This is a genomic window from Pseudaeromonas sharmana, from assembly GCF_042649925.1.
GTDB lineage: Bacteria > Pseudomonadota > Gammaproteobacteria > Enterobacterales > Aeromonadaceae > Pseudaeromonas > Pseudaeromonas sharmana.
In genome coordinates this window covers 154,104-177,728 of sequence record NZ_JBHSAF010000015.1, presented here as the reverse complement: position 1 = coordinate 177,728, position 23,625 = coordinate 154,104, and the positions used below count along the sequence as shown (strand labels likewise).

The 23,625-nt window shown below is 58.4% G+C and carries 22 protein-coding genes; 9 read left to right on the top strand and 13 right to left on the bottom strand.

The window, feature by feature from the left end:
* Nucleotides 1-121 precede the first annotated feature (121 nt).
* From ACFOSS_RS15475 to ACFOSS_RS15465, 3 genes are all read left to right on the top strand, one after another.
* Nucleotides 122-1,054, top strand: coding sequence for an SPFH domain-containing protein (locus ACFOSS_RS15475; RefSeq protein WP_377154776.1), 933 nt, complete (start codon nt 122-124; stop codon nt 1,052-1,054).
* Entirely contained in the window at nt 1,042-1,497 is a 456-nt protein-coding gene (locus ACFOSS_RS15470) for an NfeD family protein (RefSeq protein ID WP_377154266.1), read from the top strand. The genes ACFOSS_RS15475 and ACFOSS_RS15470 overlap by 13 nt, the downstream gene beginning before the upstream one ends.
* Nucleotides 1,498-1,696: 199 nt before the next feature.
* A complete protein-coding gene (locus ACFOSS_RS15465; protein ID WP_377154264.1) occupies nt 1,697-3,187 on the top strand; it encodes an AGE family epimerase/isomerase in 1,491 nt (496 codons plus the stop codon).
* Between the two features lie 51 nt (nt 3,188-3,238).
* Here the strand turns inward: ACFOSS_RS15465 and ACFOSS_RS15460 are convergent, their stop codons facing one another.
* The 3 genes from ACFOSS_RS15460 to ACFOSS_RS15450 form a co-directional block, all read right to left on the bottom strand.
* Nucleotides 3,239-4,873 (bottom strand): methyl-accepting chemotaxis protein, encoded by a 1,635-nt coding sequence (locus ACFOSS_RS15460; protein WP_377154262.1) that lies wholly within the window; start codon nt 4,871-4,873, stop codon nt 3,239-3,241.
* 63 nt (nt 4,874-4,936) lie between these two features.
* The gene (locus ACFOSS_RS15455) at nt 4,937-6,226 is read right to left on the bottom strand and encodes a substrate-binding periplasmic protein (protein WP_377154261.1); all 1,290 of its coding nucleotides are present in this window, start codon (nt 6,224-6,226) and stop codon (nt 4,937-4,939) included.
* 66 nt (nt 6,227-6,292) lie between these two features.
* Nucleotides 6,293-7,393, bottom strand: coding sequence for a hypothetical protein (locus ACFOSS_RS15450; protein WP_377154259.1), 1,101 nt, complete (start codon nt 7,391-7,393; stop codon nt 6,293-6,295).
* 164 nt (nt 7,394-7,557) lie between these two features.
* Here ACFOSS_RS15450 and ACFOSS_RS15445 point away from each other — a divergent pair, with 164 nt between their 5' ends.
* Both ACFOSS_RS15445 and ACFOSS_RS15440 read left to right on the top strand, forming a co-directional pair.
* Nucleotides 7,558-9,888 carry a helix-turn-helix transcriptional regulator gene (locus ACFOSS_RS15445; protein ID WP_377154256.1) on the top strand — a complete coding sequence of 777 codons (2,331 nt, stop codon included), beginning with the start codon at nt 7,558-7,560 and terminating at the stop codon, nt 9,886-9,888.
* 75 nt (nt 9,889-9,963) lie between these two features.
* Nucleotides 9,964-10,686 carry a hypothetical protein gene (locus ACFOSS_RS15440; protein ID WP_377154254.1) on the top strand — a complete coding sequence of 241 codons (723 nt, stop codon included), beginning with the start codon at nt 9,964-9,966 and terminating at the stop codon, nt 10,684-10,686.
* Between the two features lie 21 nt (nt 10,687-10,707).
* Here the strand turns inward: ACFOSS_RS15440 and ACFOSS_RS15435 are convergent, their stop codons facing one another.
* The 9 genes from ACFOSS_RS15435 to ACFOSS_RS15395 all read right to left on the bottom strand — a co-directional run bounded on the left by ACFOSS_RS15435 (nt 10,708) and on the right by ACFOSS_RS15395 (nt 18,487).
* Nucleotides 10,708-11,703, bottom strand: a complete 996-nt coding sequence (locus ACFOSS_RS15435; RefSeq protein WP_377154774.1) for an FAD:protein FMN transferase — start codon at nt 11,701-11,703, stop codon at nt 10,708-10,710.
* Nucleotides 11,704-11,818: 115 nt separating this feature from the next.
* A complete protein-coding gene (gene nqrM / locus ACFOSS_RS15430) occupies nt 11,819-12,043 on the bottom strand; it encodes a (Na+)-NQR maturation NqrM (RefSeq protein ID WP_377154252.1) in 225 nt (74 codons plus the stop codon).
* 101 nt (nt 12,044-12,144) lie between these two features.
* Nucleotides 12,145-13,371: an NADH:ubiquinone reductase (Na(+)-transporting) subunit F gene (nqrF, locus tag ACFOSS_RS15425; RefSeq protein WP_377154250.1), complete on the bottom strand. Its 1,227-nt coding sequence runs from the start codon at nt 13,369-13,371 to the stop codon at nt 12,145-12,147.
* Nucleotides 13,372-13,380: 9 nt separating this feature from the next.
* On the bottom strand, nt 13,381-13,977 hold the full coding sequence (gene nqrE, locus ACFOSS_RS15420; RefSeq protein ID WP_377154248.1) for an NADH:ubiquinone reductase (Na(+)-transporting) subunit E: 597 nt from the start codon (nt 13,975-13,977) through the stop codon (nt 13,381-13,383).
* A 3-nt stretch (nt 13,978-13,980) separates the two neighbouring features.
* Entirely contained in the window at nt 13,981-14,631 is a 651-nt protein-coding gene (locus ACFOSS_RS15415) for an NADH:ubiquinone reductase (Na(+)-transporting) subunit D (protein ID WP_377154246.1), read from the bottom strand.
* Nucleotides 14,624-15,397, bottom strand: a complete 774-nt coding sequence (locus tag ACFOSS_RS15410; protein ID WP_377154244.1) for a Na(+)-translocating NADH-quinone reductase subunit C — start codon at nt 15,395-15,397, stop codon at nt 14,624-14,626. The genes ACFOSS_RS15415 and ACFOSS_RS15410 overlap by 8 nt, the downstream gene beginning before the upstream one ends.
* Nucleotides 15,384-16,625, bottom strand: a complete 1,242-nt coding sequence (locus ACFOSS_RS15405; protein ID WP_377154241.1) for an NADH:ubiquinone reductase (Na(+)-transporting) subunit B — start codon at nt 16,623-16,625, stop codon at nt 15,384-15,386. Before ACFOSS_RS15405 ends, ACFOSS_RS15410 begins: the two co-directional genes overlap by 14 nt.
* A 1-nt stretch (nt 16,626) precedes the next feature.
* Nucleotides 16,627-17,970, bottom strand: a complete 1,344-nt coding sequence (locus ACFOSS_RS15400; protein WP_377154239.1) for a Na(+)-translocating NADH-quinone reductase subunit A — start codon at nt 17,968-17,970, stop codon at nt 16,627-16,629.
* A 202-nt stretch (nt 17,971-18,172) separates the two neighbouring features.
* Nucleotides 18,173-18,487 carry a BolA family protein gene (locus tag ACFOSS_RS15395; protein ID WP_377154236.1) on the bottom strand — a complete coding sequence of 105 codons (315 nt, stop codon included), beginning with the start codon at nt 18,485-18,487 and terminating at the stop codon, nt 18,173-18,175.
* Between the two features lie 173 nt (nt 18,488-18,660).
* On the opposite strand from ACFOSS_RS15395, the gene ACFOSS_RS15390 reads away from it, so the two are divergent.
* From ACFOSS_RS15390 to ACFOSS_RS15380, 3 genes are read left to right on the top strand one after another with little or no spacing between them, the layout of a single operon-like run.
* Nucleotides 18,661-19,791 carry a methyltransferase gene (locus tag ACFOSS_RS15390; RefSeq protein ID WP_377154233.1) on the top strand — a complete coding sequence of 377 codons (1,131 nt, stop codon included), beginning with the start codon at nt 18,661-18,663 and terminating at the stop codon, nt 19,789-19,791.
* A gap of 8 nt (nt 19,792-19,799) precedes the next feature.
* Nucleotides 19,800-20,372 (top strand): YajG family lipoprotein, encoded by a 573-nt coding sequence (locus tag ACFOSS_RS15385; RefSeq protein WP_377154231.1) that lies wholly within the window; start codon nt 19,800-19,802, stop codon nt 20,370-20,372.
* Nucleotides 20,369-20,941: a peptidylprolyl isomerase gene (locus ACFOSS_RS15380; RefSeq protein WP_377154772.1), complete on the top strand. Its 573-nt coding sequence runs from the start codon at nt 20,369-20,371 to the stop codon at nt 20,939-20,941. The genes ACFOSS_RS15385 and ACFOSS_RS15380 overlap by 4 nt, the downstream gene beginning before the upstream one ends.
* 195 nt (nt 20,942-21,136) lie before the next feature.
* Here the strand turns inward: ACFOSS_RS15380 and ACFOSS_RS15375 are convergent, their stop codons facing one another.
* A complete protein-coding gene (locus ACFOSS_RS15375) occupies nt 21,137-22,405 on the bottom strand; it encodes an AmpG family muropeptide MFS transporter (protein WP_377154229.1) in 1,269 nt (422 codons plus the stop codon).
* 389 nt (nt 22,406-22,794) lie between these two features.
* On the opposite strand from ACFOSS_RS15375, the gene ACFOSS_RS15370 reads away from it, so the two are divergent.
* A complete protein-coding gene (locus ACFOSS_RS15370; RefSeq protein WP_377154227.1) occupies nt 22,795-23,598 on the top strand; it encodes a nucleoside-specific channel-forming Tsx family protein in 804 nt (267 codons plus the stop codon).
* Nucleotides 23,599-23,625 lie beyond the last annotated feature (27 nt).

Genomic DNA, 23,625 nt, shown 5'->3' with positions numbered 1-23,625 from the left:
CCGAATCGCTACGCCGGACACAGGCTGTGATGGCAGACAGGGTATGATAGAGTCCCACTCGCGACACCCATTATTACGAGGAGAACACCCCATGCTGCCAGATGGTAATCTGATTGGAATCATGGTGGTGGTGCTGGTTGCCATCACCTTCATCAAAGCCGGCGTCAAGATAGTGCCACAGGGTTTCAACTGGACGGTGGAACGTTTTGGTCGTTACGCCGGCACCTTGCAACCGGGTTTCAACCTGATCATTCCGTTTGTTGATCGCGTCGGTCGTCGCATCAATATGATGGAACAGGTAATGGATATCCCGCCGCAGGAGGTGATCAGCCGTGACAACGCCAACGTCACCATCGATGCCGTCAGCTTCGTGCAGGTGATTGAGGCGCATAAGGCCGCCTATGAAGTCAGCGATCTGATGCAGGCCATCCGCAATCTGACGATGACCAATATCCGTACCGTGCTCGGTGCCATGGAGCTGGACCAGATGTTGTCACAGCGCGATACCATCAACGAGAAATTGTTGCTGACCGTCGATGCCGCCACCAGCCCGTGGGGCGTCAAGGTGACCCGCATCGAGATTCGCGATGTCAAACCACCGATGGATCTGATCGAATCGATGAACGCCCAAATGAAGGCCGAGCGTCAGAAGCGTGCCGAGATCCTCGAGGCCGAAGGGGTACGTCAATCGAAGATTCTCAAGGCCGAAGGGGAGAAACAGTCGCAGATCCTCAAGGCTGAAGGGGAACGTCAGGCCGCCTTCCTCGCCGCCGAGGCACGTGAACGTCAGGCCGAGGCCGAAGCCAAGGCAACCGCCATGGTCTCGGAAGCCATTGCCAAGGGCAGCAGCCAGGCCATCAACTACTTCGTCGCACAGAAGTACACAGAGGCTCTGACCAAAATTGGCGACAGCCCGAACAGCAAACTGGTCATGATGCCGCTGGAGGCCAGCCAGCTGATCGGAGCCATTGGCGGCATCAGCGAACTGTTCAAGAACGGTAAATCCGCCCAGGAAGCCACCACCAGCAAGGAGCCGGGTGGATGGAACTCCTGACCCAGATGAGTGCCATGCACTGGCTGATACTCGGTGGTGTATTGCTGATTCTGGAGTTGCTCGGCACCGCAGGGTATCTGTTATGGCTTGGCGCGGCAGCGATTGCTGTCGCCGCGGCCACCGCCATCGGCAACGTGAGCTGGCATGGTCAGTGGTTGCTGTTTGCACTGCTGGCCCTGCTGTTCACTGCCGGCTGGTGGCGCTGGCAACGCCAACGCAGCCGCATGCAGGATGTCGCCACGCCGCTGAATCAGCGCCTGCAACACTACGTCGGTCGCGACGTGCTGTTACTCGAGCCGGTGCAGCAAGGCCGCAGCCGCGTCAAGCTGGATGATACGGTCTGGAGTGTCCGTTGCGAGCAACCGTTGGCCGCAGGCAGCCAGGTGCGGATCATCGCAGTCGATGGCACCCTGCTCACGGTTTCCGCGCTCACCACCGATTAATCCCTGGCCCCTCAGGGTGGAGTTCGCCGTTGGAATGGCGCCACCCTGTGCTCTGGCGCACATTTTCTGTGCGCTGTGCCGATTAGCCTCACGATAAAGATTCTTTTGGCGCCAAATGTCAAACCCGTCGAGCCACGCCATGACATGCTGACGCCCACTTCTGGCCATCGTCCACACTGACGCAACAAGGAGAATTGCTATGTCGCCGACTCACTCCCGGCTCCGTCGCCGCGGTCTGGCGCTGCTGCTGGTGCTGTTTGCCCCCATCAGCCAGGCTGAACTGTATGACGGCCAACGCTGGCTAAACCATGTGCAGCAGGATCTGGCGCCCTTCTGGTACCGGGCTGCCAGCAGCATACACGATGGTCGTTTCGCCACCTTCTTGTGTAATGATGGCGCTGTGCCCTCACAGGCTCAGCTCGATGGCAAGCAGGCCGGGCTCTGCCCCGAGCTGGCCCAGGCGCCAGACTGGATTAAAGAGGGCTATCCCTATCAATTCACGCGTATGGTGTCACGCCAGACCTTCGCCTATGGCGTCATCTTCCATCTGACTGGCGATCCGAAGGCGTTAGAACTGGCGCGCCAGGGCGTTACGTTTCTGCGCCAGCAGGCACTGCAGGCTGACGGCAACGTCATCGGCCGTTTCCGCAATGGAGAAGGCGCAGACAAAGCCGAAGATCGCACCAGCCAGGACATGGCCTATGCCCAGCTAGGCTTGGCATTTTATTATTATCTGACCCGGGATGCGGCCGTCCTCAAAGACATACAGCGGGTGCACCGCTTCATCTTCAACCACTACCATGATCCACAACAGCCCCGTCTGACCTGGTATCCGGCCAGCCGCAAACAGGGGCAGCAAGTAGAATTGGTCGCCCAACTGGATCAACTCAATGCCTACATGGTGCTGTTGACACCGCTGTTGCCCAAGGCAGAGCAACAGCAGTGGCAGCAACAGATGGGCTGGCTCGCCGATGCCATAGTGCGCGACTTCTACTATCCCACGGAGCAGCGCTTCTTCGGTTATATCCATGATGATTCGGGGCGCTTGCCTGACGCCCGCCACGCCGACTTCGGTCACACCATCAAAAGTTTCTGGATGCTCTATCTGGTCGCCAAACAGCGCGGTGACCTGATGTTGCAACGCTTCGCCGAAGGCGGGATGCACAACATTCTCAAGCGCGCCTACCGCCAGGATTTGCTGAAACGCTTGCCCCTGGCGCAACCGATAGATCCGGCGCACGGCGACGATCTGGTGGGTTGGTGGGGCAACCGGGATGGTCAAGACGGCAGTGCCTGGTGGGAATATGCCGAACTCGATCAAGCCGCCACGACACTGGGACTGACTGAAGCCGCACCGCGGCAATACCTGTATCTGACCTGGCCGAGCTGGTTTGCCAGTTTTGTCGATGTCAAACACGGAGAGGTCTGGGGGGGCATCACCGATCAAGGCAGCGTCAAGGTGCACCTGTGGAAGAATGGCTACCACTCGCTGGAACACGCACTCGTCAGTTATCTCGGCGCTCAAAGCTTCCAGCACCAGCCGGTACAGCTCTATTTCGCCTATCCGATCCAACCCGGGACAAACCAGCCGGTCTACTACTTCCGCGGCGACATTCTCAGCAGCGAAGCGCTGGGGCACTCCCCCTCTGGCTTGCCCATCTGGCGCATCGACGCACAGCAACTGCACTAGCAATACAACGGGGGCCTCAAGCCCCCGTTTTCCTGTCCCTGTGCTATGCCGCTAGATTTTGAAGCGCCGTACCCGTCCCGCCAGTTGTTGCGCTAGTTCATCGAGATCATTACCAGTTTGCAATACCGTGCCCGACAATGCCGAGGCCTCTTCGGTCAAACCATTGAGTTCGGAGACGGTGCGATTCATCTCCTCCATCACTGAGCTTTGCTCTTCAGTGGCGGATGCGATCTGGAAGTTCATATCCAGCACCTTGCTCACCATCTGCTGAATACCAGCCAGCTCATTGCGCATGCGGTCCGCCATCTCCAGCGTCACCTGCATCTGACCGGATCCCTTATCCATGGCCTGTACCGCACTCTGCACGCCCTGTTTCAAGGACGAGATCATCTTCTGGATATCTTCGGTCGAACGTTGAGTGCGGCTCGCCAGGGTACGCACCTCATCGGCCACCACCGCAAATCCACGCCCCTGCTCTCCGGCACGGGCCGCTTCAATGGCGGCATTCAACGCCAACAGATTCGTTTGCTCGGCAATACCGCGGATCACATCCAATACCGAGGTAATCCGCTCGGACTCGCTCTCCAGCTGGGCTACCATCTGTCCGGCGTCAGTCACGCTGGCTGCAAGCTGACGGTTCATCTCGACATTGCGATCCAGCAACGCCAGCCCCTCGGTCGCCGAGCGCTGGGCAATGTGCGTCTGATCTGAGGTCTGTTGTGCGTGCTGGGAGATCTCGTGGATGGCGCGGCTGATCTCGCCTGTGGCCGTGACCAGCGCAGCCAATTGCTGACGCTGGCTGTCGCTGATCCCCCCTACCTGCGCCGAGATTTGGCGCAGACTGCCGGTACTCTCCTCGAGACAGCCGATATCGCCAAGCAGCTCCCTGACCAGCCCTTGCAACTGATCCAGCAAGCGATTAACGCCCCCCGCCAGCTTGCCGAGCTCATCCTGAGACGAGACTGGAATGCGACTCACCAGATCACCGTCGCCCTTGCTGATGTCCTCTACTTTTTCGTGCACCGCATGCACGCTGTCCACAATCAGCTTCGGACCGAAATAAATCAGTGCCACTCCGGCCACCAGCGCAACGGCCAAGATCCCCAGAGTCCAGGCCTGACGCGATTCGGCCACCTCGGCCGACGAGAGCTTCAACTCTTCAGCCAGCGCTTCGACCTGCTCACCGCCGAGGTTATACAGCTCTCTGAGACTGGAAAAAGAGGCCATCTGCTGATGATGTTGTTTATCAGCCGCGGCGTTATCCCCTTTTGCCATCAGCACAAACACCTGTTCTGCGTGCGAGCGCCAGCTACGAAATTGCCCTTCAAATCCGGACAATGGCCCCGTGACTTGGGGAAACGGCGCCATCAGGGCCAGAAATTTCTGCATCCGTTCATACGCTTGATCCGCATTCTCGTTGAAGTCCTTCAACAGCGCCTCGTGTTGGCTGCTGTCCTCAGTCATCAAACGTTCCTGCTGCGCCACCAGCGCCTGATACAAGTCGCGATCCGCATTCAGCACAACCGCATCCGCCGGCATCAGCCGAGTGGCGAACAGATCCGCATTTTCCTGCAATTTTTCTAGTGCAACATAGTTCACACCGCCCAAGAGCAGGATAAACAACGTCAGCAACACCAAACCGAACGCCGCCTTGGCCCGGATCCCCAACATCTTGCTCAACACCATGGTGACATCTCCCCGATTGTTCGTGATGGGCCTTCTAGATTGTGCTTATGCCCGCAACCGTGCTCAGTTGACTATAGATCCCGTTATTCGGTTCTGCTCGCCAGGCGCATTGACTTGCGCCGAATGCAGCAGGGACTCAACCTTGACGCCAAAGGTGATGACCGCTACTACCCGGTTTTGGTACCACAGCGGATAACTGAGATGGGCGATGAACGCATTCGAGGAGTCATCAAAATCAATCCGGCCGCCTAACCTCTGCGTCTGACCATCGATCCAGGCCGGCATCTCACCAGCGCGCCCCTGACTTGCTTGTCGCAGGGTGGCCTGCACTTTTTCCTCATCACCTTGCCAGTAGTCGGTCGTCACCACAGAACTGGCCAGCAAGACGCCCTGTTGCGAACTGATGAACACTTCAGAGTAACGATCCCGGTGTCGTTGCTGCCATAGCGCCAGGTTCTGTGACAGCGGAGAAGTCAGCAGCTGCAGCATCCACTGTGGGTAGGGATGGTCTCTGGCGACGGTGTGTTGCCAAATCCGATCTCGCTCCTGCCACTGCCGATCCACCGGCCAGCCCTGGGCCAGCAAGGCGACGAGCTGCGGCTCATGTAGCCAGTAGTGCGCATCCTGATCGACCTGTTGCCGCAACTGATCCGCTTCGGCCAACGACAGCATCAGGCCATCGCCATGACATGCTGACAACTGCCGATTAAAGCGTGACAAAAACTGCGGCTGCTGACTGAGCAGTCGCGAGGAAAAATAAACGCCCAGGGGGACATAACGCTCGAACTGACGGGCCAGCTGCGAGGCATTCAGCCGTTGCTGGCGTTCCATTGCCTGCTGATCCGCCAAAATGACATCCACGCGGCCGATGGCCAGCAGTCGCAGCAAGCTGTCGAGATGGTTCACCGTCTGCGCCGCAGTCCATCCCTGAGCCTCAAGCCAGCTCTCCTGATTGCTGCCGCGCAACACACCAATACGCAGATGCCGGGGAAATTCGGCCTGTTGCAATGTCCTCACCTGGAGGGCAAACCAATACCACTTCTCCAGTACCAGAGGGGAGGATAGCCGCGCGTAAGGCTCCATTTCCGGCAGAGGCATGACACTGAATAGCCCATCGGTCAGCCCGGCGCGAAGATTGCGCTGCGCCCGTCGCCATGGCACAACCTCAATGTCATAGCCAACCTGCAGGCGCTGCAGCACGCACTGCAAGGCGTCGACCGCCAGCCCCGACAGTTCGCCATCGCGGTTGATCTGATACGGCGGCGCCAGATTGGTATCGAGTTTGAGCGTAATGGCCGCCTGTATCGGCAACGAGAAACAAACCAGGTACACCATCAGCCGCAGGGTTCGCATCCAGAGCATCCTGTTTCGAAGTTACCCTGTCAGTGTGGCTCCTGGCTCGCCGCTGTGCCAGACGCCTCAGCGTAACTGGTACTGCTCGGCCAGCGCCCGCTTGTGACGATATAGCGTCAGCAATTCGGCCTGGCTCTTGCCAGCATTATCGTAGAACAAGGCCCCGCCTTGCTGCAGCGCGGCATACCGCTGCTGCAGGCACTGCTCGACCACCGCAAAGCGACGCAGTGTCAGCTCGGTGCAACTTTTTCCGTGCAAATCGTCTTCGATATCCAGCACCTGAGAGCGAAAATACTCAATCTCAAACAACGCCGCCAAGGCCTCGTCATCCACCAGTGCCGCCTGCCAACGCTGCGTGATGTCTCGCACCCAGTCACAGACAACCGCGCTGGCCTCCTGTTGCTGCAGCCAGCATAACTTGTGCTGATACACCTCGACGGCAACCTCCTTGAGCGCACGAAACAGCGCCAAAGACTCGGCATTCGGTTGCTGCACAGACTGTTTTAATAGCCAGCCAAAAAAATTGCGGGTCTCGAAGCGTTCACAGGCATGAAACAGCGGGTCACTCAGCCCGTTGCTGTTGAACTCGCGCAACGGATCGAACGGGTACATATAGCCAAAGTCGAATAACCAGACATGACCGTCATCATCAATGATATTGCCAGGACAGAGATCCCACTCCATCAAGCCCGCTTCTTCACAGGTGACGACCGTTTGCAGGATCTGGCGGAAAATCGCGGTATCGAAACGCGCCAGCGGAGCACCGGGCAGCCAGGGCGACAAGATGATCCCCAACCGGTAGTCGGCATACAGGGTCGGAACTATGTGCTGCAGACGTGCGGCCCATACGGGATCCGCCTTCAGGCGTGTAAAGTCCGCGCGTCGCTGCACCTCATTGAGAAACGAGGTCTGACCGTCGATATTCTGCACTCGGGCCTCGGCGCGTTTCTGCTTCAGCGTATATTCCCGGCCGTCGATCGACAGTCGCAACACCTGTGCCGTCAACCCGCCGCCAAAACTCTGAATGACATAGGGCGACGCGGCGGTCAGCGTGGCCAGCACCTCCGGCGGCAGCGGGCACGCCTCGCGCTGTCCCACGATCAGATTCTGACCACTGATGTCCCAGGCCAACTGAGCCTGCTGACGGGCATGAACTCGACTATTCATCCTCTTTCCCCACAAAAAAACTCTGACTTGTCTATTCTGGCACCCGGCGCGCAACTGGCTATCCGCTGGCATGGCGGATAGTGCAGGTGGAATCCGCCAAGCGGCATTGAGTCGCACTGCTTAGCGATTAAGATAGAGCAGTCAGCCACCTTGGGAGGAAACCGATGTCACCTCATCTCGTCGCACTGCAACAGGCGCTGCAACAACATCCGCTGGTCTGGTTATGTGCACCTCAGGGCTATGATCAACCGGCCTTGTGTCAGCAGCTGCAGCAACAGCTGTCGCCACTGAGCCTGTGGCCGGCCTATCCACAGCATGACGAATTGCTGGTGATTCCTTGCCTGGAAGCGTTGAACGAGGATGAACGACAGGCACTCCTCGCCTGGTTGGCCGACCAGGCGCAGCGTCCCGGCATCTGCCTCATTTGCAGCTCACCTGCCGCCCCGCTGGAGGGGCCATTGCGCGCCTCCGGCTGGGATCCGCAACGCTGGGATGCACGCCGGCTGCAATGGCATGACAACGAGTTACGGCTGTGGTGGCAGCAGCAGGGCGTGGCCACCGCAGAGGCCGAAGCCTGGCGGCACCGTCTGGGGCATTGGCCGCTGGCCTGGCAGTTATGGCATCAGGCGCTGCAGTGCCACGGTAATGCCGAACAGTTGCTGCAACGCTGGGGGCTGGATCTGATACAGCAACAGATGGAGCAACTGCCGCAACCCTTACAGCAGGCGCTGGCACTGCAGGCCGAGCGGGCATCCCTGGACGAAAACAGCCTGCTACGGCTGGCCGGCTGCACGCGTGGCCAGTGGCGCCCGCTGCGGCAGCAACTGCTCAATGCCGGCTGGCTACTGGAGACAGCGCAAGGCGATACATGGCAACCCTGGATCGCCGAGCTGCTGGCCCTCTGGCGCGAGCAGCCGGCGCTGGATTGGGATACGCTGGCGCAACTGCTGGCGGAGTTGCCACTGCCGGAGATCGTCGCACATCTGCCTGTTACGCCGTTGCCACAACTGGAACTGGCCCTGCTGGGACGCATTGGCCTGCGCTGTATCGAGCAAAGCCAGGGCCGTTGGCTGGCAGCCCGCCTTGCTGCATTGCCTGCTCTCTGGCTGCAACAGCAGCCAACCCTGTGCCTGCTGCAGGCCTGGCTGGAAGTCGAAGTTTTGCGCCGATCCGAGCGCGCCGAAACGCTGCTGAATCGATTGCGACAGCAACCGTTAAGCGAGGAGATCGCCAAGAGCAGCCAACTGCTCAAAGCCATGGTCAGCTTCAACTTCGACCATCTGCCCTGTACCGGTGAGCAATTGGCCGGCCTGCAGGAGTTACCGCAGCCGTTGCTGGCCCCCTATCGCCTGACCCAGGCCAGTTATCTGCTGTATTGCGGTGAATTTCCTCGGGCGCGCAGCATGCTGGAGCTGCTTATCAGTTGGGCCGATTGCCAGCAGCAATACCATACCAAGTTGGCCGGCTGGTACCGGCTGGCACAACTCTACTTCTATCAGGGCGAGTGGCAGCTATGCAGCAAGACCGCACAACTGGGGCTGGAATTTGCCAGCCAGCATCAATTGCTCGGCGATCCCATTTTTGAGTCTTACTACCGCTTGCTGGCAGAGCTGGCCCTGTATCAAGGCAAAGCCGACGAGGCCGATTACTGGCTACAGCAGGGTTCCTCCCATGCCGAACCCCTCGGTAATTACTGGCAGTTGCCCTACCTGGCCCATCGCTGCCTGACCCTGATTTGGCGCGGTGAAAGCGTCGAGCTGGCTACCCGGCTCGAGCAATTGGAGCAACAACGTTTTAGCCAGCAGTATTGCCGGCTGTGGCAGTTCCGGGTCGGGTATACCCTGGCGCTTGGCTATCAACAGCGCGGGGATCAGCAGGCGATGCACCGGCTGTTACAGCGCACCAGTTGGCACAGTCAGATTGACTCCGTGTATGACCTGCTCGATAACCTGCTGGCCGGTTGGTTATCCCAGATGAGTGGTGTGCCCAAACCCGTGCAGGCACTGCAACCGTTACAACTGCTGGCCGATGAATGGCAGGCCGGCTGGTTAGCCCGGCAGTTCGAGTTATTGATCTTGCTACAGCGCCCCTTTGTCGCCGAGGCATGGCAAGAGACGCTGGGCTGGTTTGCCGGTCGCGGCGCCCTGTTGCCACTACTGCTGGCCGGACCTGAGGCCGTGGCCCCGCTTCAGGAAGTCGCACGCTGGCCGGCGACCCGACCCGCCGTGCTGGCGTTGGCGCAACAGGCATTGGATTGGCTCACCCGCCCCTTGCAAGCACAGGTCGAACAACCCGACGATGGCGAGCTCAGCCAGCGGCAGTGGCAGATACTGCGGCTGATCGCCCAAGGGCTGAGCAATGAGCAGATGGCGCGTCAACTGTTTGTCGCTCCCTCAACCATCAAGACCCACATCAACCACCTGTATGCCAAGCTCGGCATCCGCACCCGCGCCGAAGCACAAGCCATCGCCCGGCAGAAATTGATGGCGATGTAATGGCCAGCACAGCGACATCATCGCCGCCTGTTCTAAGCTTGAAAGGTCGCATTCGAACCGGACGGCGGTATCGCCATGAACAGGGTCATAGTGGGTTGGTTATTCTGCACGCTCTCATCCTGGGCTGCGGCCAGTGAACTCGAGGTGCTATGCGCGGAGTGGAAAGACTACTGTAATCCAGATGGCAGTGGTATTTATTTTGATATCGTTGACGCCGTTTATCGCGCAGAATATTCCGATATAAAAAAACGAGTCCTACCCTATAAGCGATCTATTTTCTCGGCCCAACAAGGCCTTGCAGACGTCATTCTCGGGAGTTATAACGACGAAATAAAAAATATGCTCTACCCTAATAATCCAGATGGTTATGATGCCATCTATCTGCTAGTGAATCGCCATAACATGCCGCCCACAACGGCAGGAAACATCTCATTAAAAAACAAAAAAATACTATTATTAAAAAACAATCAAGAGTATGTAAATTTAATACCACTCGACTCGAGTCTTAATTTTGCAAGCAATATAAATAACGCACAAAAACTATTAGAGATCCATCGTTATGACTATTTGATTCTTGAAGAAGATAATTTACCTGAAACATGTACATCCGATATTGTCGCCCTTTATTACCGTTCCATCCTGACCTATCCGGCATTTCCTGATACGCCTCAGGGACGGCAAAACCGTGCCCGTTGGGATCAACAACTCCCCCAACTCCGCGACCAGGGGCAGTTGCAACAAATCTATCTGCGGTATGGGCGCGACAATGACTATGCCAACTTGCTGACACTGTACTGATATCGCGCCCCGGCCATGCGCTTACTCCTGAGCCAGATAGCGGGCAAAGGCTCGGCTGTATTGGGTCTTGAAGCCTTGCTCGGTCTTGGTAATGGTCAGGATCGGCAGGTTGTGTTCGTTGGCAAAATAGAGTGCTTTTTCGGTCCCCATCACCATCAGGCCAGTATCCAGCGCATCGGTATGCAGTGCCCGCGGCGCGATCACGGTGACAGACACCAACTTGTGCTGGATCGGTTTGCCGCTGGCCGGATCTATGATATGCGAGTAGCGCTGCCCTGCTTGTTCGTAATAGTTGCGATAACTGCCGGCCGTGCTGATGCCGTTGTCGCCTGGCACCACTATGGTCTGCACTGAGCCCAACTCGCCGGTGGGTTTCTCCACCGCAATGCGCCAGGGTTGTCCCTGACCATTTACCCCCTTCAACCGCAATGCCCCGGCAATCTCCACCATATAGTTGCGGATGCCACGCTGCTCGAGCATGTCGGCCACCTTGTCGGCGGCGAATCCCTCACCCAGCGTTGACAGATCGACATACAGATCCGGGATATCCTTGCGCAGGGTGGCGGTATCGGCACTGATCTCGGCGTGCAGGTTGCCCAGACCCGTCTTGTGGCGTGCCGCGGCTATCTGTGCCGCATCCGGGATCGTCACCGGGCGCTTATCCGGGCCAAAGCCCCACAGGTTGACCAGCGGGCCGACCGTAATATCCATGGCCCCCTGCGTCATGCGCCCCGAGCGCAACCCTTCGATGACCACATCGGCCAAGTCCTGGGATACCGGGAACGGCGTGGTGGCCTTGTGCTGGTTGAAGCGTGACAGTTCGGAGTCCGGCTTGTAGGTCGACAGTTGATCGTTGATCCGCTGCAGTACCTGTTCCACCTCATGCTGCAGTTGTGGCTCCCCACCGGGGTAATCACCGACCACCTTGACCGCATAGTGGGTCCCCATCGTCGGGCCACTGACCTTGAGTTCAGATGAGGTGGATGCCGTCCGTTCACAGGCCAGCAGCAATACCATGGCACACAAGATCCAACTCGGTGATTTCAGATTCACAACCTACTCCTTGAGACATAAACGCGCATCGGAAGATGATATGGGTGGTAACAGGCAAGAACAGGACCAGCCTTCTTGCTTACAGGATGCGCTCCCCTTGTTGCAGACGTTGACGGCGCGCCTGCTCCGCTTCGCGCGCCAGGCGAGCGTCGCACGGTTCCGGGCAGTCACACTCTTTATCGATGCCAATGGCACCAAGGCCTCCGCACGATCCGCTAATGCGCTTGCGCTGCAGTAAATAGCCGATGGCCATCAATAAAAACACCAGCAAGAACAGCGCAAACGTCAGTAAAAAAATCAGCATAAACAGATACCTCGCCGTCGCATCGTCAGTCTGGAGCCAGCGCCGGAACATCACAAAGCCAGCGCGCGGGCTGGCTTTGTGGCAAGGCTGACAAACTGCGGTTAACCGCCAAAGTCATCCAACAGAATATTCTCGTCCGGGACACCGAGATCCTTGAGCATCTTGATCACCGCCGCATTCATCACCGGGGGACCACACATGTAGAACTCACAATCTTCCGGAGCCTCATGGTCACGCAAGTAGTGCTCAAACAGCACATTGTGGATGAAGCCGGTATAACCGTCCCAGTTGTCCTCGGGTTGCGGATCGCTTAGGGCCACATGCCAGCTGAAATTCGGATGTGCCGCCGCCAAGGCGTCAAAATCCTCCACGTAGAACATCTCGCGGACCGAACGGGCCCCATACCAGAAACTGATCTTGCGCTGGCTGTCGAGGCGTTTGAGCTGATCGAAAATATGCGAACGCATCGGCGCCATACCTGCCCCGCCACCGATGAACACCATCTCGGCGGCCGTCTGCTTGGCAAAGAACTCGCCAAATGGCCCGGAGATCGTTACCTGATCGCCCGGTTTCAGTGACCAGATGTACGACGACATCTGGCCTGGTGGTGCCGACATGGTGTTGAACGGGGGCGTCGCAATCCGCACATTGAGCAGAATGATGCCCTTTTCATCCGGATAGTTGGCCATGGAGTAGGCTCGGGTCACCGGCTCATCCACTTTTGATTCCAGGTTGAACAACCCCATGCGTTCCCAATCCGCGCGGTAAAGGGCGGGGACATCAAAATCGGCAAACTTTACATGATGAGGCTCGGCCTCGATCTGAATGTAGCCCCCGGCGCGAAACGGCACGTCCTCCCCTTCCGGGATGGCCAGCTTCAGCTCCTTGATGAAAGTGGCGACGTTATCGTTCGAGACGACGGTACACTGCCATTTGCGGATGCCGAAGATCTCCTCCGGAAGTTCGATGGCCATGTCCTGGCGCACCGTGACTTGGCAGGCCAACCGCTCTCCCGCCTTGGCCTCGCGTTTGCTCAGGTGGTTCATCTCGGTCGGCAACACATCGCCGCCACCGGACAACACCTTGCAACGGCACTGACCACAGGTCCCGCCACCGCCACAGGCCGAGGATACAAAGATGCCGTGAGCCGCCAAGGCACCCAGCAATTTGCCGCCGGCCGAGGTCGAGATACTCTTTTGCGGATCATCGTTGATGCTGATCCGCACTTCACCGGCACTGACCAAGCGCGACTTGGCGGCCAGAATCAGCACCACCAGTGCCAGGACGATCACGGTGAACATGACCACACCGAGTATGATTTCCTGCATAGCGACTCCTTACAGCGAGATGCCGGAAAAGGACATGAATCCCAGGGCCATCAGCCCGGCCGTGATGAAGGTGATGCCTAGCCCCCGCAGTCCAGGCGGCACATCCGAGTACTTCATCTTCTCGCGGATCGCCGCCATCAACACGATGGCCAACGCCCAGCTAATACCGGAGCCAAGGCCGTAGACCACGGACTCGGTAAAGGTATACTCACGTTGCACCATGAAGGAGACACCGCCGAAGATGGCGCAGTTCACCGTGATCAACGGCAGAAAGATCCCCAGCGCGCCGTAGAGCGCCGGAACATACTTGTCGAGAAACATCTCGAGGATTTGCACCAGGGCCGCGATCACGCCGATATAGGTGATGAAACCAAGGAACGACAGATCCATTCCCTGAATCAGGGCGTTTTCCTTCAGCACATGGCTGTACACCAGCTGGTTGGCCGGCACGGCGATCACCTGCACCACCACCACGGCAATCCCCAGCCCCATTGCCGTCTTCACCTTCTTCGACACCGCCAGGAAAGTGCACATGCCAAGGAAGAAAGAGAGCGCCAGATTCTCGATGAAGATCGACTTGATAAACAGACTCAGATAGTGCTCCATCACTTACTCCTTGTGCGCATCATAATCCGCCGGTTCCTGTTGCTCCGGCTTCAACGTCCGGATTACCCAGATCAACAGGCCAATCAGGAAGAAGGCGCTCGGCGGCATTAACAGCATCCCGTTCGGCACATACCAGCCACCGTTGTTGACGGTTTCGAACAGCGTGATGCCGAACCAGGAGCCGGAGCCGAAAATCTCCCGCACGGTCCCGACCAGCAACAGGATCAGGCCATAGCCCAGGCCGTTGCCGATGCCATCAAGAAACGACGGCAGGGGTGGATACTTCATCGCATAGGCTTCGGCTCGCCCCATGACGATACAGTTGGTGATGATGAGACCCACAAACACCGACAGTTGCTTGGATAACTCGTAGGAGAACGCCTTCAGCAACTGGTCGACGACGATGACCAGCGACGCGATGATGGTCATCTGCGCTATGATGCGCACGCTGTTTGGAATCTGGTGACGCACCATGGAGATGAACAGGTTGGAGAAGGCGGTGACTGCCGTTACCGCCAGCGCCATCACGAATGCCGTCTCCATTTTGCTGGTGACCGCCAATGCAGAACAGATCCCCAGCACCTGTAGCATGATGGGGTTATTCTGCAGCAGCGGCTCAACCAGCACGCGCCGGGTTTCATGTTTATCAGCCATGGTTTTGACCTCCATTGCGCAAGGTGGCAAGGAACGGGCCATAGCCATTCGGCCCCATCCAATAATCAAAGGTGTGCTGGACACCATTGCTGGTCAGGGTGGCTCCCGACAGCCCATCGATACGGTGCGGATCCCCCTCCGGGGCATGGCCCTTGATGATCTTCAACGCCACGTCGCCCTGCTCGCCATACAGCAACTTGCCGATCCAGAGTGCCTGCCAGCGCGGATTCTCGATTTCGCTGCCCAGACCCGGAGTCTCACCGTGGTCATAGTAGGTAATGCCCTTGACGGTATTGCCATCTGGCGCCAGGGAGACAAAACCGTACATGGTCGACCAGAGCCCCTGGCCGTAGATCGGCAGAATCAGGCTCTCGACCTGCCCTTGAGCATCCTTGGCCAGATAGACTGGCATCAGCTTGGCCCGGCGCTTGAGCCCGGCCTTGTCGAGCTCGGCGGGGATGACCACGCTCAAGGCAGGATCCCTGGAGGCCTTTTTCATGTCATAGCGGTTGGCATCGCCTGCCACATACTGCCCCGTCTGCAGATCGAGCAGGCGGGCCTCGATCCGACTGTGATAGGTACTGGCCACATCCTGCAATGGCAGGCCGGCTACGCTCAAGATGTTCGCCTGACGGTCCCGGGCTTTCGCCGCATCCTGCCATGGCCGCAATCCAACCGCGGCGCCGGCCACCAGAATTGAGCAGACCAGACACAGGGCGCCGACCACGACGAAGGTCTTGATGATGGAGTCATTATTGCTGGCCACGGGCAATCCTCCGCTTGATGTTGGCTTGTGCCACAAGGTAGTCGAACAGCGGTGCGAACAGGTTACCGAACAGGATGGCCAGCATCATGCCCTCCGGGAAAGCTGGATTGACGACACGAATCAGCACCACCATGACCCCGATCAGCGCGCCATACCACCACTTACCGGTGTTGGTAAACGACGCCGAGACCGGATCCGTAGCCATGAAGGCCATACCGAATGCAAAGCCGCCGAGAACCAGATGCCAATGCCACGGCATCGAGAACATCGCATTGGTCTCGGAGCCAATCACATTGAACAGGGTGGCCGTTGCCGCCATGCCGAGCAGCACGCCGGCGATGATGCGCCATGAGGCAATACGCATGTAGACGATCATCAGCATGCCGAGCAGGATCATCAGGGTTGAGACTTCACCGATCGAGCCCGGCAGATTGCCAAGGAAGGCATCCAGCCAGCTGATGGGTTGCCCGGTGGCGTTGTGCATCAACGCATGCTGGCCCCCTGCCGCCCACTGGCTCAGTGCCGTGGCGCCAGAATAGCCATCAACCGGTACCCAGACGGCGTCGCCGGAAATCTGTGCCGGGTAGGCAAAGAACAGAAAGGCGCGTCCGGCGAGGGCCGGATTCATGAAGTTCTTGCCAGTGCCGCCAAACAGCTCCTTGGCGACCACCACCCCGAAGGTGATCCCCAATGCAGCCTGCCACAATGGCAACGTCGGTGGCACTATCATCGCAAACAGGATCGAGGTAACGAAGAAGCCTTCGTTCACCTCGTGCCGGCGCACGATACAAAACAGCACCTCCCAGAAGCCACCGACGACAAACACCGTCAGATAGATGGGCAGGAAATAGAGGGCACCAATCAGAATCTTGCTGTAGACACCGGCACTGCTATCCAGCGTGGCGCCAAGAAAGTCGGCCAACCAGAAATGCCAGTGGCCGTCGAGCAGGCTGGTCAACTCAAGCGGCGCCTGATGTCCCAACGCCAGGATGGTCTGGTTACCGACGTTATACAGCCCCCAGAACAGTGCCGGGAACACCGACAGCCAGACCATGATCATGATGCGCTTGAGATCGACGCTATCGCGCACATGGGATGAACGCCGGGTCACGGTACCCGGGGTAAACATCAGGGTGGCAAACGCCTCATACAACGGGAACCATTTTTCGTAACGGCCACCAGAGGTGAAATGCGGCTCGATCTTCTCGAGCAGGTGCTTGAGGCTCATCTCAGCCCTCCTGTTCAATCTTGGTCAGGCACTGGCGCAGCAGTGGGCCATATTCGCTCTTGCCGGGACAGACAAAGGTACACAGCGCCAGATCTTCTTCATCCAGTTCCAGGCACCCCAGTTGCTGGGCACTGTCGGTATCACCCACCAGCAGGTCACGCAGCAGCAGGGTCGGCAAGATGTCCAGCGGCATCACGCGCTCGAAGCTGCCAATCGGCACCATGGCGCGATCGCTACCGTGTTTTGCCGTTGTGAAGCGAAAATGCGCCTTCGGCAACAGATGCCCCAGAAAGCTGCGCGTTAGCGAGAACTTGTCACGCCCCGGCATCACCCAACCGAGAAACGCCTTTTCTCGCCCCTCCGGCAATACCGAAACTTGCAGGTCAAAACGGCCGAGGTAGTCAAAAGGCCCTGTCGCCGGCAAGCCGGAGAGCACACACCCGGACAGCACCCTCTGCTCGCCAGCCTTGAGCTCGCCGGCCACCAGGCCGCTGACATTGGCCCCCAGCACGGTGCGCAGCAGACGTGGCCGCGTGACCCCTGGCCCGGCCAGACTGATGATGCGGGTCGTATCCAGCTCGCCGCGGCTGAACAGGTGACCGATGGCAATCACATCCTGATACCCAATGTGCCACTGCACACGTTGCAGCGACGCCGGTTGCAGAAAGTGAATATGGGTACCTGGCAGACCGGCCGGATGTGGACCGACAAACACCTGCTCCTGTACCTGCGGATGGGGAGAGCGCGGCAGGCTCGCTTCGCCTTTGCAGACAAACACCTTGCCGTCAGTCAGCCGGGTCAGTACCGCCAGGCCATCGAGAAACGCGGCCGGTTGCTGATGAATGATGGCAACGGGATCGGCGGCCAGAGGTCGGGTATCCATCGCCGTGACGAAAATAGCCCCCGGCACCGAGCCTGGTAGCGGACTCTTGCTGTAAGGGCGGGTTCGCAGTGCAGTCCATAATCCCGAAGCCAGCAATTGCGCCTGTACCGCGTCACGGCTCAACCCATCGAGCTCAGTCATGTCATGGCGAGGGTACGTCAGCTGTCCCAGGGTCTCGTCAACCTCGATGACCAGAGATTGAAAGACGCGCTGCTGCCCGCGGTGGATGGCTTGGATACGCCCGGCGAGCGGGGCCGTGAACAGAACCCCAGGGTTGCTCTTGTCTTCAAACAACGGCTGGCCGCGCTGGACTTCATCGCCAACCCGGACACGCATCGATGGGCGCAATCCCGGAAAGCCTTCTGCGGTCAGGGCCACCGATTGGGGTGTGGCCGCCGACTCAATCTGGGAGGCAGGCCCTCCCTCCAATGGCAGATCCAATCCTTTCTTGATCGTGATCATAGTCGTTCCCAGTAGCTAGAAGAGGTCGATCACGCCGGACCGACCACCGAAGAATGAGATGGCTGAAATTGACTAACAATGCACCTAAAAAACTACATAAATCATGCAGATGCTATCCATCGCCCTAGCATCCTAGCACAGAGCCGGGTGGTCCCGGCTCTGATTGAGGTCAATTTGTCCTGAAGCTCACAGAAAAAGCGGACTAATCGGCATCCGGGCGGCCGATACAGGAGGGAGTCCGTGGCGCCGAGCCCTTGTCTTGCCACTCCTCGGGCGTGTAGGTATGCAACGCCAAGGCATGCACTCCGCCGGCCAGCTCGCTGGCGAGCAGTGCATTGACCAGGCGGTGCCGGGCCAGCAGACGCAGACCGGCAAATTGCTCACTGACGATCACCAACTTGAAGTGCGACTCTGCGCCCGGCGCGACGCGATGCATGAAACTCTCATTGATCACTTCAAGCCATGTCGGGGCCAGCGCCGCCGTCACCTTGCTTTCAATCTGCTGTTGCATCGCCATACTGCCACTCCATTTATCATGCAATTAACGCTTTGTTAACGCACCCTACCTGCATCTGGCGCCTGACTCAAGCCTCTGCCTCTCAGCCCGGGGGCGCGTATTCTGGTAATTTGGTGATGGCACGCGCTACCGCTAGAATAGCCCCCCATCTGCTATCACCTCATCGAGAGTCTATGAGCCAAGTCGAATTGCTGGGACAGACGCTGACCCTGCACCGTTACCCGCACGACAGCGATCCCAGCCTGCAAGCCTGGGAGGCGGCTGACGAGTACCTGCTGCACGACATCAGCGCGCAGTTGCCCGCCCTGACTCCGGGACGCCTGTTGATTCTGAACGACAGCTTTGGAGCACTGACCTGCGCACTGCATCGCTATCAACCTGTCTGTATCAGCGACTCGTTCCTGGCCGAAGAGGCCTGCCGGCGCAACCTTGAGGCCAACCAGCTGCCGCTCGACGTCGTGCAGCAACATGATGCGCTGGCCAGCTTGCCGGCGGCACCGGAGCTGGTATTGATCAAGGTTCCCAAGACGCTGGCTCTGCTCGAACACCAGCTGCATCAACTACGCGCCGTGGTCACACCTGGCACACGGATCGTGGCCGCTGCCAAGGCGCGAGATATCCATACCTCGACGCTGAAGCTGTTTGAACAGTTGATTGGCCAGACGCAGACCTCGCTGGCCTGGAAGAAGGCGCGCCTGATCCATGCGCAGTGGCAGGCTCCCGCGGCTGCCGCCAGCCCCTACCCGACCTACTGGTCACTGGAATCGACCCCCTACCGGATCGCCAATCATGCCAATGTGTTTTCCCGCGGTAGCCTGGATATCGGTGCCCGCTTCATGCTGCAACATTTGCCGCACAATCTGACCGGACGCATCGCCGATCTGGGTTGTGGCAATGGCGTCCTCGGCCTGATGGCGCTGGAGCACAACCCTGGCGCCGAAGTGTGGTTCGTCGATGAGTCCCACATGGCCATCGCCTCCAGTCGTCTCAACGTCGAACAGAACCGTCCGCACGATCGCGCGCGCTGTGAATTTCGCCTCGGCAACAGTCTGCAGGGGGTGGCCAACGACTCTCTGGCGCTGGTGCTGTGCAATCCGCCATTCCACCAGCAGCAGACCATCACCGATCAGCTGGCGTGGCAGATGTTCACCGATGCCCGGCGCTGCCTGCAGCCGGACGGAGCCTTGTTGATGATCGGCAATCGTCATCTGGGCTACCACATCAAGCTCAAACGCTTGTTTTCCAAGGTGGAGACTGTTGCCTCCAACCAGAAGTTTGTTATTTTACGCGCAACCAAACGATAGGAGTCACCATGAAATCAGTACTGTTTGCCCTGCTGGCCGTGCTGGCCACAGGTTGCGCCAACACCTGGCCGGAAAGCGCCAGCATCAATCCGCAAATCAATGACCAGCCAGATACCCTGCTGACCGGCAAGCTGGTTTCCGTATCCAGCCAGGACAGCCGGGTCGGCACCCAGATCATCAAGATCGCCAAGAAAGACGAACCCGTGGTGCTGATCCCGAACAACATCGGCCCGGATCAGGTCCTGGCCGATCGCCTGAAGAAAGGGCTGACGGCCCAAGGCGCCAGCGTCAGTCCGCAGGCCGATACCCAATTGACCGTCATCGTGCAAAACATGCTGGCCGAAGTAACCAAGCCAGGGTTGGCTTACAAGACCCGGGTCAAGCTGGAGATCAAGTTGCAGGTGCAGAAGAACGGTGGCGGCATCGTCAAGACCTATCAGAAGTCGGCCATGAAGGAGAGCGCCACCCAGCCGGATATCGGTGATATCGAGCTGATGCTGAATGAGCAGTGCTCCAAGTTGCTCAACGACATGCTGGCAGACAGCCAGATCCGTGGTGCCATCCAGGGTGGTGCTTACTGATGCGCCGCTGGTTACTGGCCTTGAGCCTGCTGCCAACCCTGGCACTGGCGGCGGCAACGCCCGCCGCCAAACAACCGACCGTGATTTTTGACACCACGCTGGGACAAATTGTCATCGCGCTGGATGCCGACAAGGCGCCAAAGAGCGTGGCCAATTTTCTGGAGTATGTCCGCGACGGTAGCTACAACGGCTCGCTGTTTCATCGCGTCATCCCCGGGTTTGTGGTTCAGGGCGGCGGCTACGACAGCCACTATCAGCCACTGCCGACCCGCTCTCCGGTGGAGAATGAATCCAACAATGGTCTGAGCAACGTCCGTGGCTCGCTGGCCATGGCCCGGACGGCCAATCCGGACAGTGCCACGCGCCAGTTCTATTTCAACCTGCGCGATAACACGGCACTGGATGGCAATCAGGTAGCGAGTGGTTACACCGTGTTTGGACAGGTGACCAAGGGACTTGAGGTCTTGGATGCCATCGCCGCCAAGCCGACCGGTGTCAGTCCGATACTGGGGGCTCCGGATGTACCGGTGGAGCCGTTGCAGATCATCAAGGCCAGCATCAGCCAGTAACCGGCGATGTGACTGTCAACGAGGACAGGGGGCCATCACGACTCATCCCGCTTAACGCGGGATGAGTCTTTTGAAGAGGCCTGCCACGCGTAAACAGCCGGCCTCTGGCTGCTAGAAAAAGCATAACCAGCTGATAAGCAAGACGTTATTATTTTCGCTTAACTCGTGCTTATTAATGAACATGCCCGGCAGCCATTATTTCCCGGCCGGCTGGTCCAGCTTATCTGCGGCTGCTGACGCCTCCTGCCACGGTGCCACCCACCACAACAGCAACATGCCTGGCACGGCCAATCCGGTGCACAGCCAAAAGAAACCGCTCCAGCCAAACTGTTCCACCAGATAGCCGGTACTGGCATTGAAGAAGGTTCGCGGTACGGCAGCCAGTGAGGTAAACAACGCAAACTGCGTCGCCGTATAGCGAGGATCGCAACTGCGGGCAATAAAGGCGGTGAACGCGGCCGTACCGAGGCCGACACCCAATGCTTCGAAGCCGATCACCAGCGCCAGCGCCAGCCGATCCGGCCCGGTTCCGGTCAGCCAGACAAAGCCCAGGATCGACAGCAATTGCACGACCCCGAATAACCAGAGCGCCCGGTTGATGCCCAGCTTCACCATCCAGATGCCGCCCAGCAAGCCGCCCCCGACACTGGCCCAGAGGCCGACATTCTTGGCGATGATACCGATGTCGGTCTTGCTAAACCCCATCTCCATATAGAATGGCGTCGCCAGCGCCGTCGCCATGCTATCCCCCAGCTTATAGAAGAAGATAAAGCCGAGAATCAGCAGCGCCGACTGCCAGCCCTGGCGGGTAATGAACTCGTGAAAGGGCTCGACAACGGCCTCGCGCAGGCTCCTGGGCACCACGGCGCGCTGAGGTTCGCGGACCAGAATCGTCATCACCACACCGGGCAGCATGAACAACGCAGTGATCATAAACACACTGCTCCAGGCCAGATGATCCGCCAGGATCAATGACAATGACCCCGGCACCAAACCGGCGATGCGGTATGCATTGACGTGAACCGAATTACCCAACCCCAGTTCAGTATCATCCAGAAGTTCGCGACGGTAGGCATCCAGCACTATGTCCTGGCTGGCGCTGAAGATGGCCACGCCGACCGCCAGGGCGGCAATCGACCACAAGTCCCGTTCCGGTGCAAACAGGCCGAAAGCCGCGATCGCCGCCACCAGTGCCAGTTGGGTCAGCAGCATCCAACCTCGACGCCGCCCCATCCCGAGGATCGGAAAGCGGTCCAGCAGCGGGGACCAGATAAACTTCCAGGTATAGGGAAACTGAATCAAGGCGAAGAAGCCGATGGCTTTGATATCCACCCCTTCCGTTTTCAGCCAGGCTGGCACCAGATTGATCAGCAAATAGAGCGGCAAACCGGAGCTGAAGCCGGTAAAAATGCAAATCAGCATGCGGCGGGAGAACAGCAGCTGTTGCCAGGAAACAGGGTTCATGAGCAGGTTCCAGACAAGATTCAAGGCCGCTACCTTACCCCATGGGACGCAAGCAGAACAGAGCGGCGCACGATCCGGGCATAGCCGTATACGGCGGCACAATCCGAGGAGCAGACACATTTGAGCAAGCGTTTGCGGCAACCGTTTGCAGGGTATCATTCAGCACCATTTCACCCCGTCACTGTGGCAGAAAACGTTTATTTGATGGCCGATCGTGGCCAGATGTTCATCTCGGCGTAAAAAAAATGCCAAAATTGCTCAGTGCGTGACCAATTGGCTAGAAATGCCCCTTCTCTTGACCCGGCGCGCACACTAAAATGCCGCCGCGCTCACGGTTTTAATTGAGCGTTACGGAATCCAACAAGAACGCAGAAGACGAGAGACACAACATGGTCAAATTCAGCAAATCCCTGGTGGCGTTGCTGGTGGCTGCGGCTACCGCTACCCCCGCTCTGGCCGCTGACTACAGCGGCGACATCCACAAGAACGATTACAAGTGGATGCAGTTCAACCTGATGCACACCATCGATCAACTGCCGTACAGCAAGTCTGCCGGTGGTTACAACGACACCTACATGGAAATGGAGTTCGGTGGCCGTTCTGGTATGTGGGATCTGTACGGTTACGTTGACGTGTTCGACGTGCTGAACAACCGCCACGACGACAAGCACCAGGGCGACAACCTGTACATGAAGTTCGCACCGCGTCTGTCACTGGATGCGTTGACCGGCAAGGATCTCTCCTTCGGTCCGGTTCAGGAACTGTACATTGCCAACCTGAACAGCATCGGTGGTCCGGACGGTCTGTTCGAGAGCTTTATCGGTCTGGGTTCTGATGTTCAAGTTCCTTGGTTCGGCAAGGTCGGCATGAACCTGTACGCACGTCACGTACAGGAAGGCGCCACCACCGGCTGGAACGGCTACCAATACTCCATGAACTGGTTCAAGCCGTTCTACACCTTCTCCAACCAAAGCTTCCTGGCTTACCAGGGCTACCTGGATTACATGTTTGGCGCCAAGGACACCTCTGCCGATGGCACCGGCTTCTTCCACGGCCTGTACTGGCATTCAGACCGTTACGCCGTCGGTTACGGCTTGAAGTACTTCAACGATGTCTATGGTCTGCAAAACGGCGTTTACGGCCTGAAGACCACTGGCTTCGGTCACTACTTCGACGTCACCTACAAGTTCTAATCCGCCGCGGATGGAACAAAAAACGGA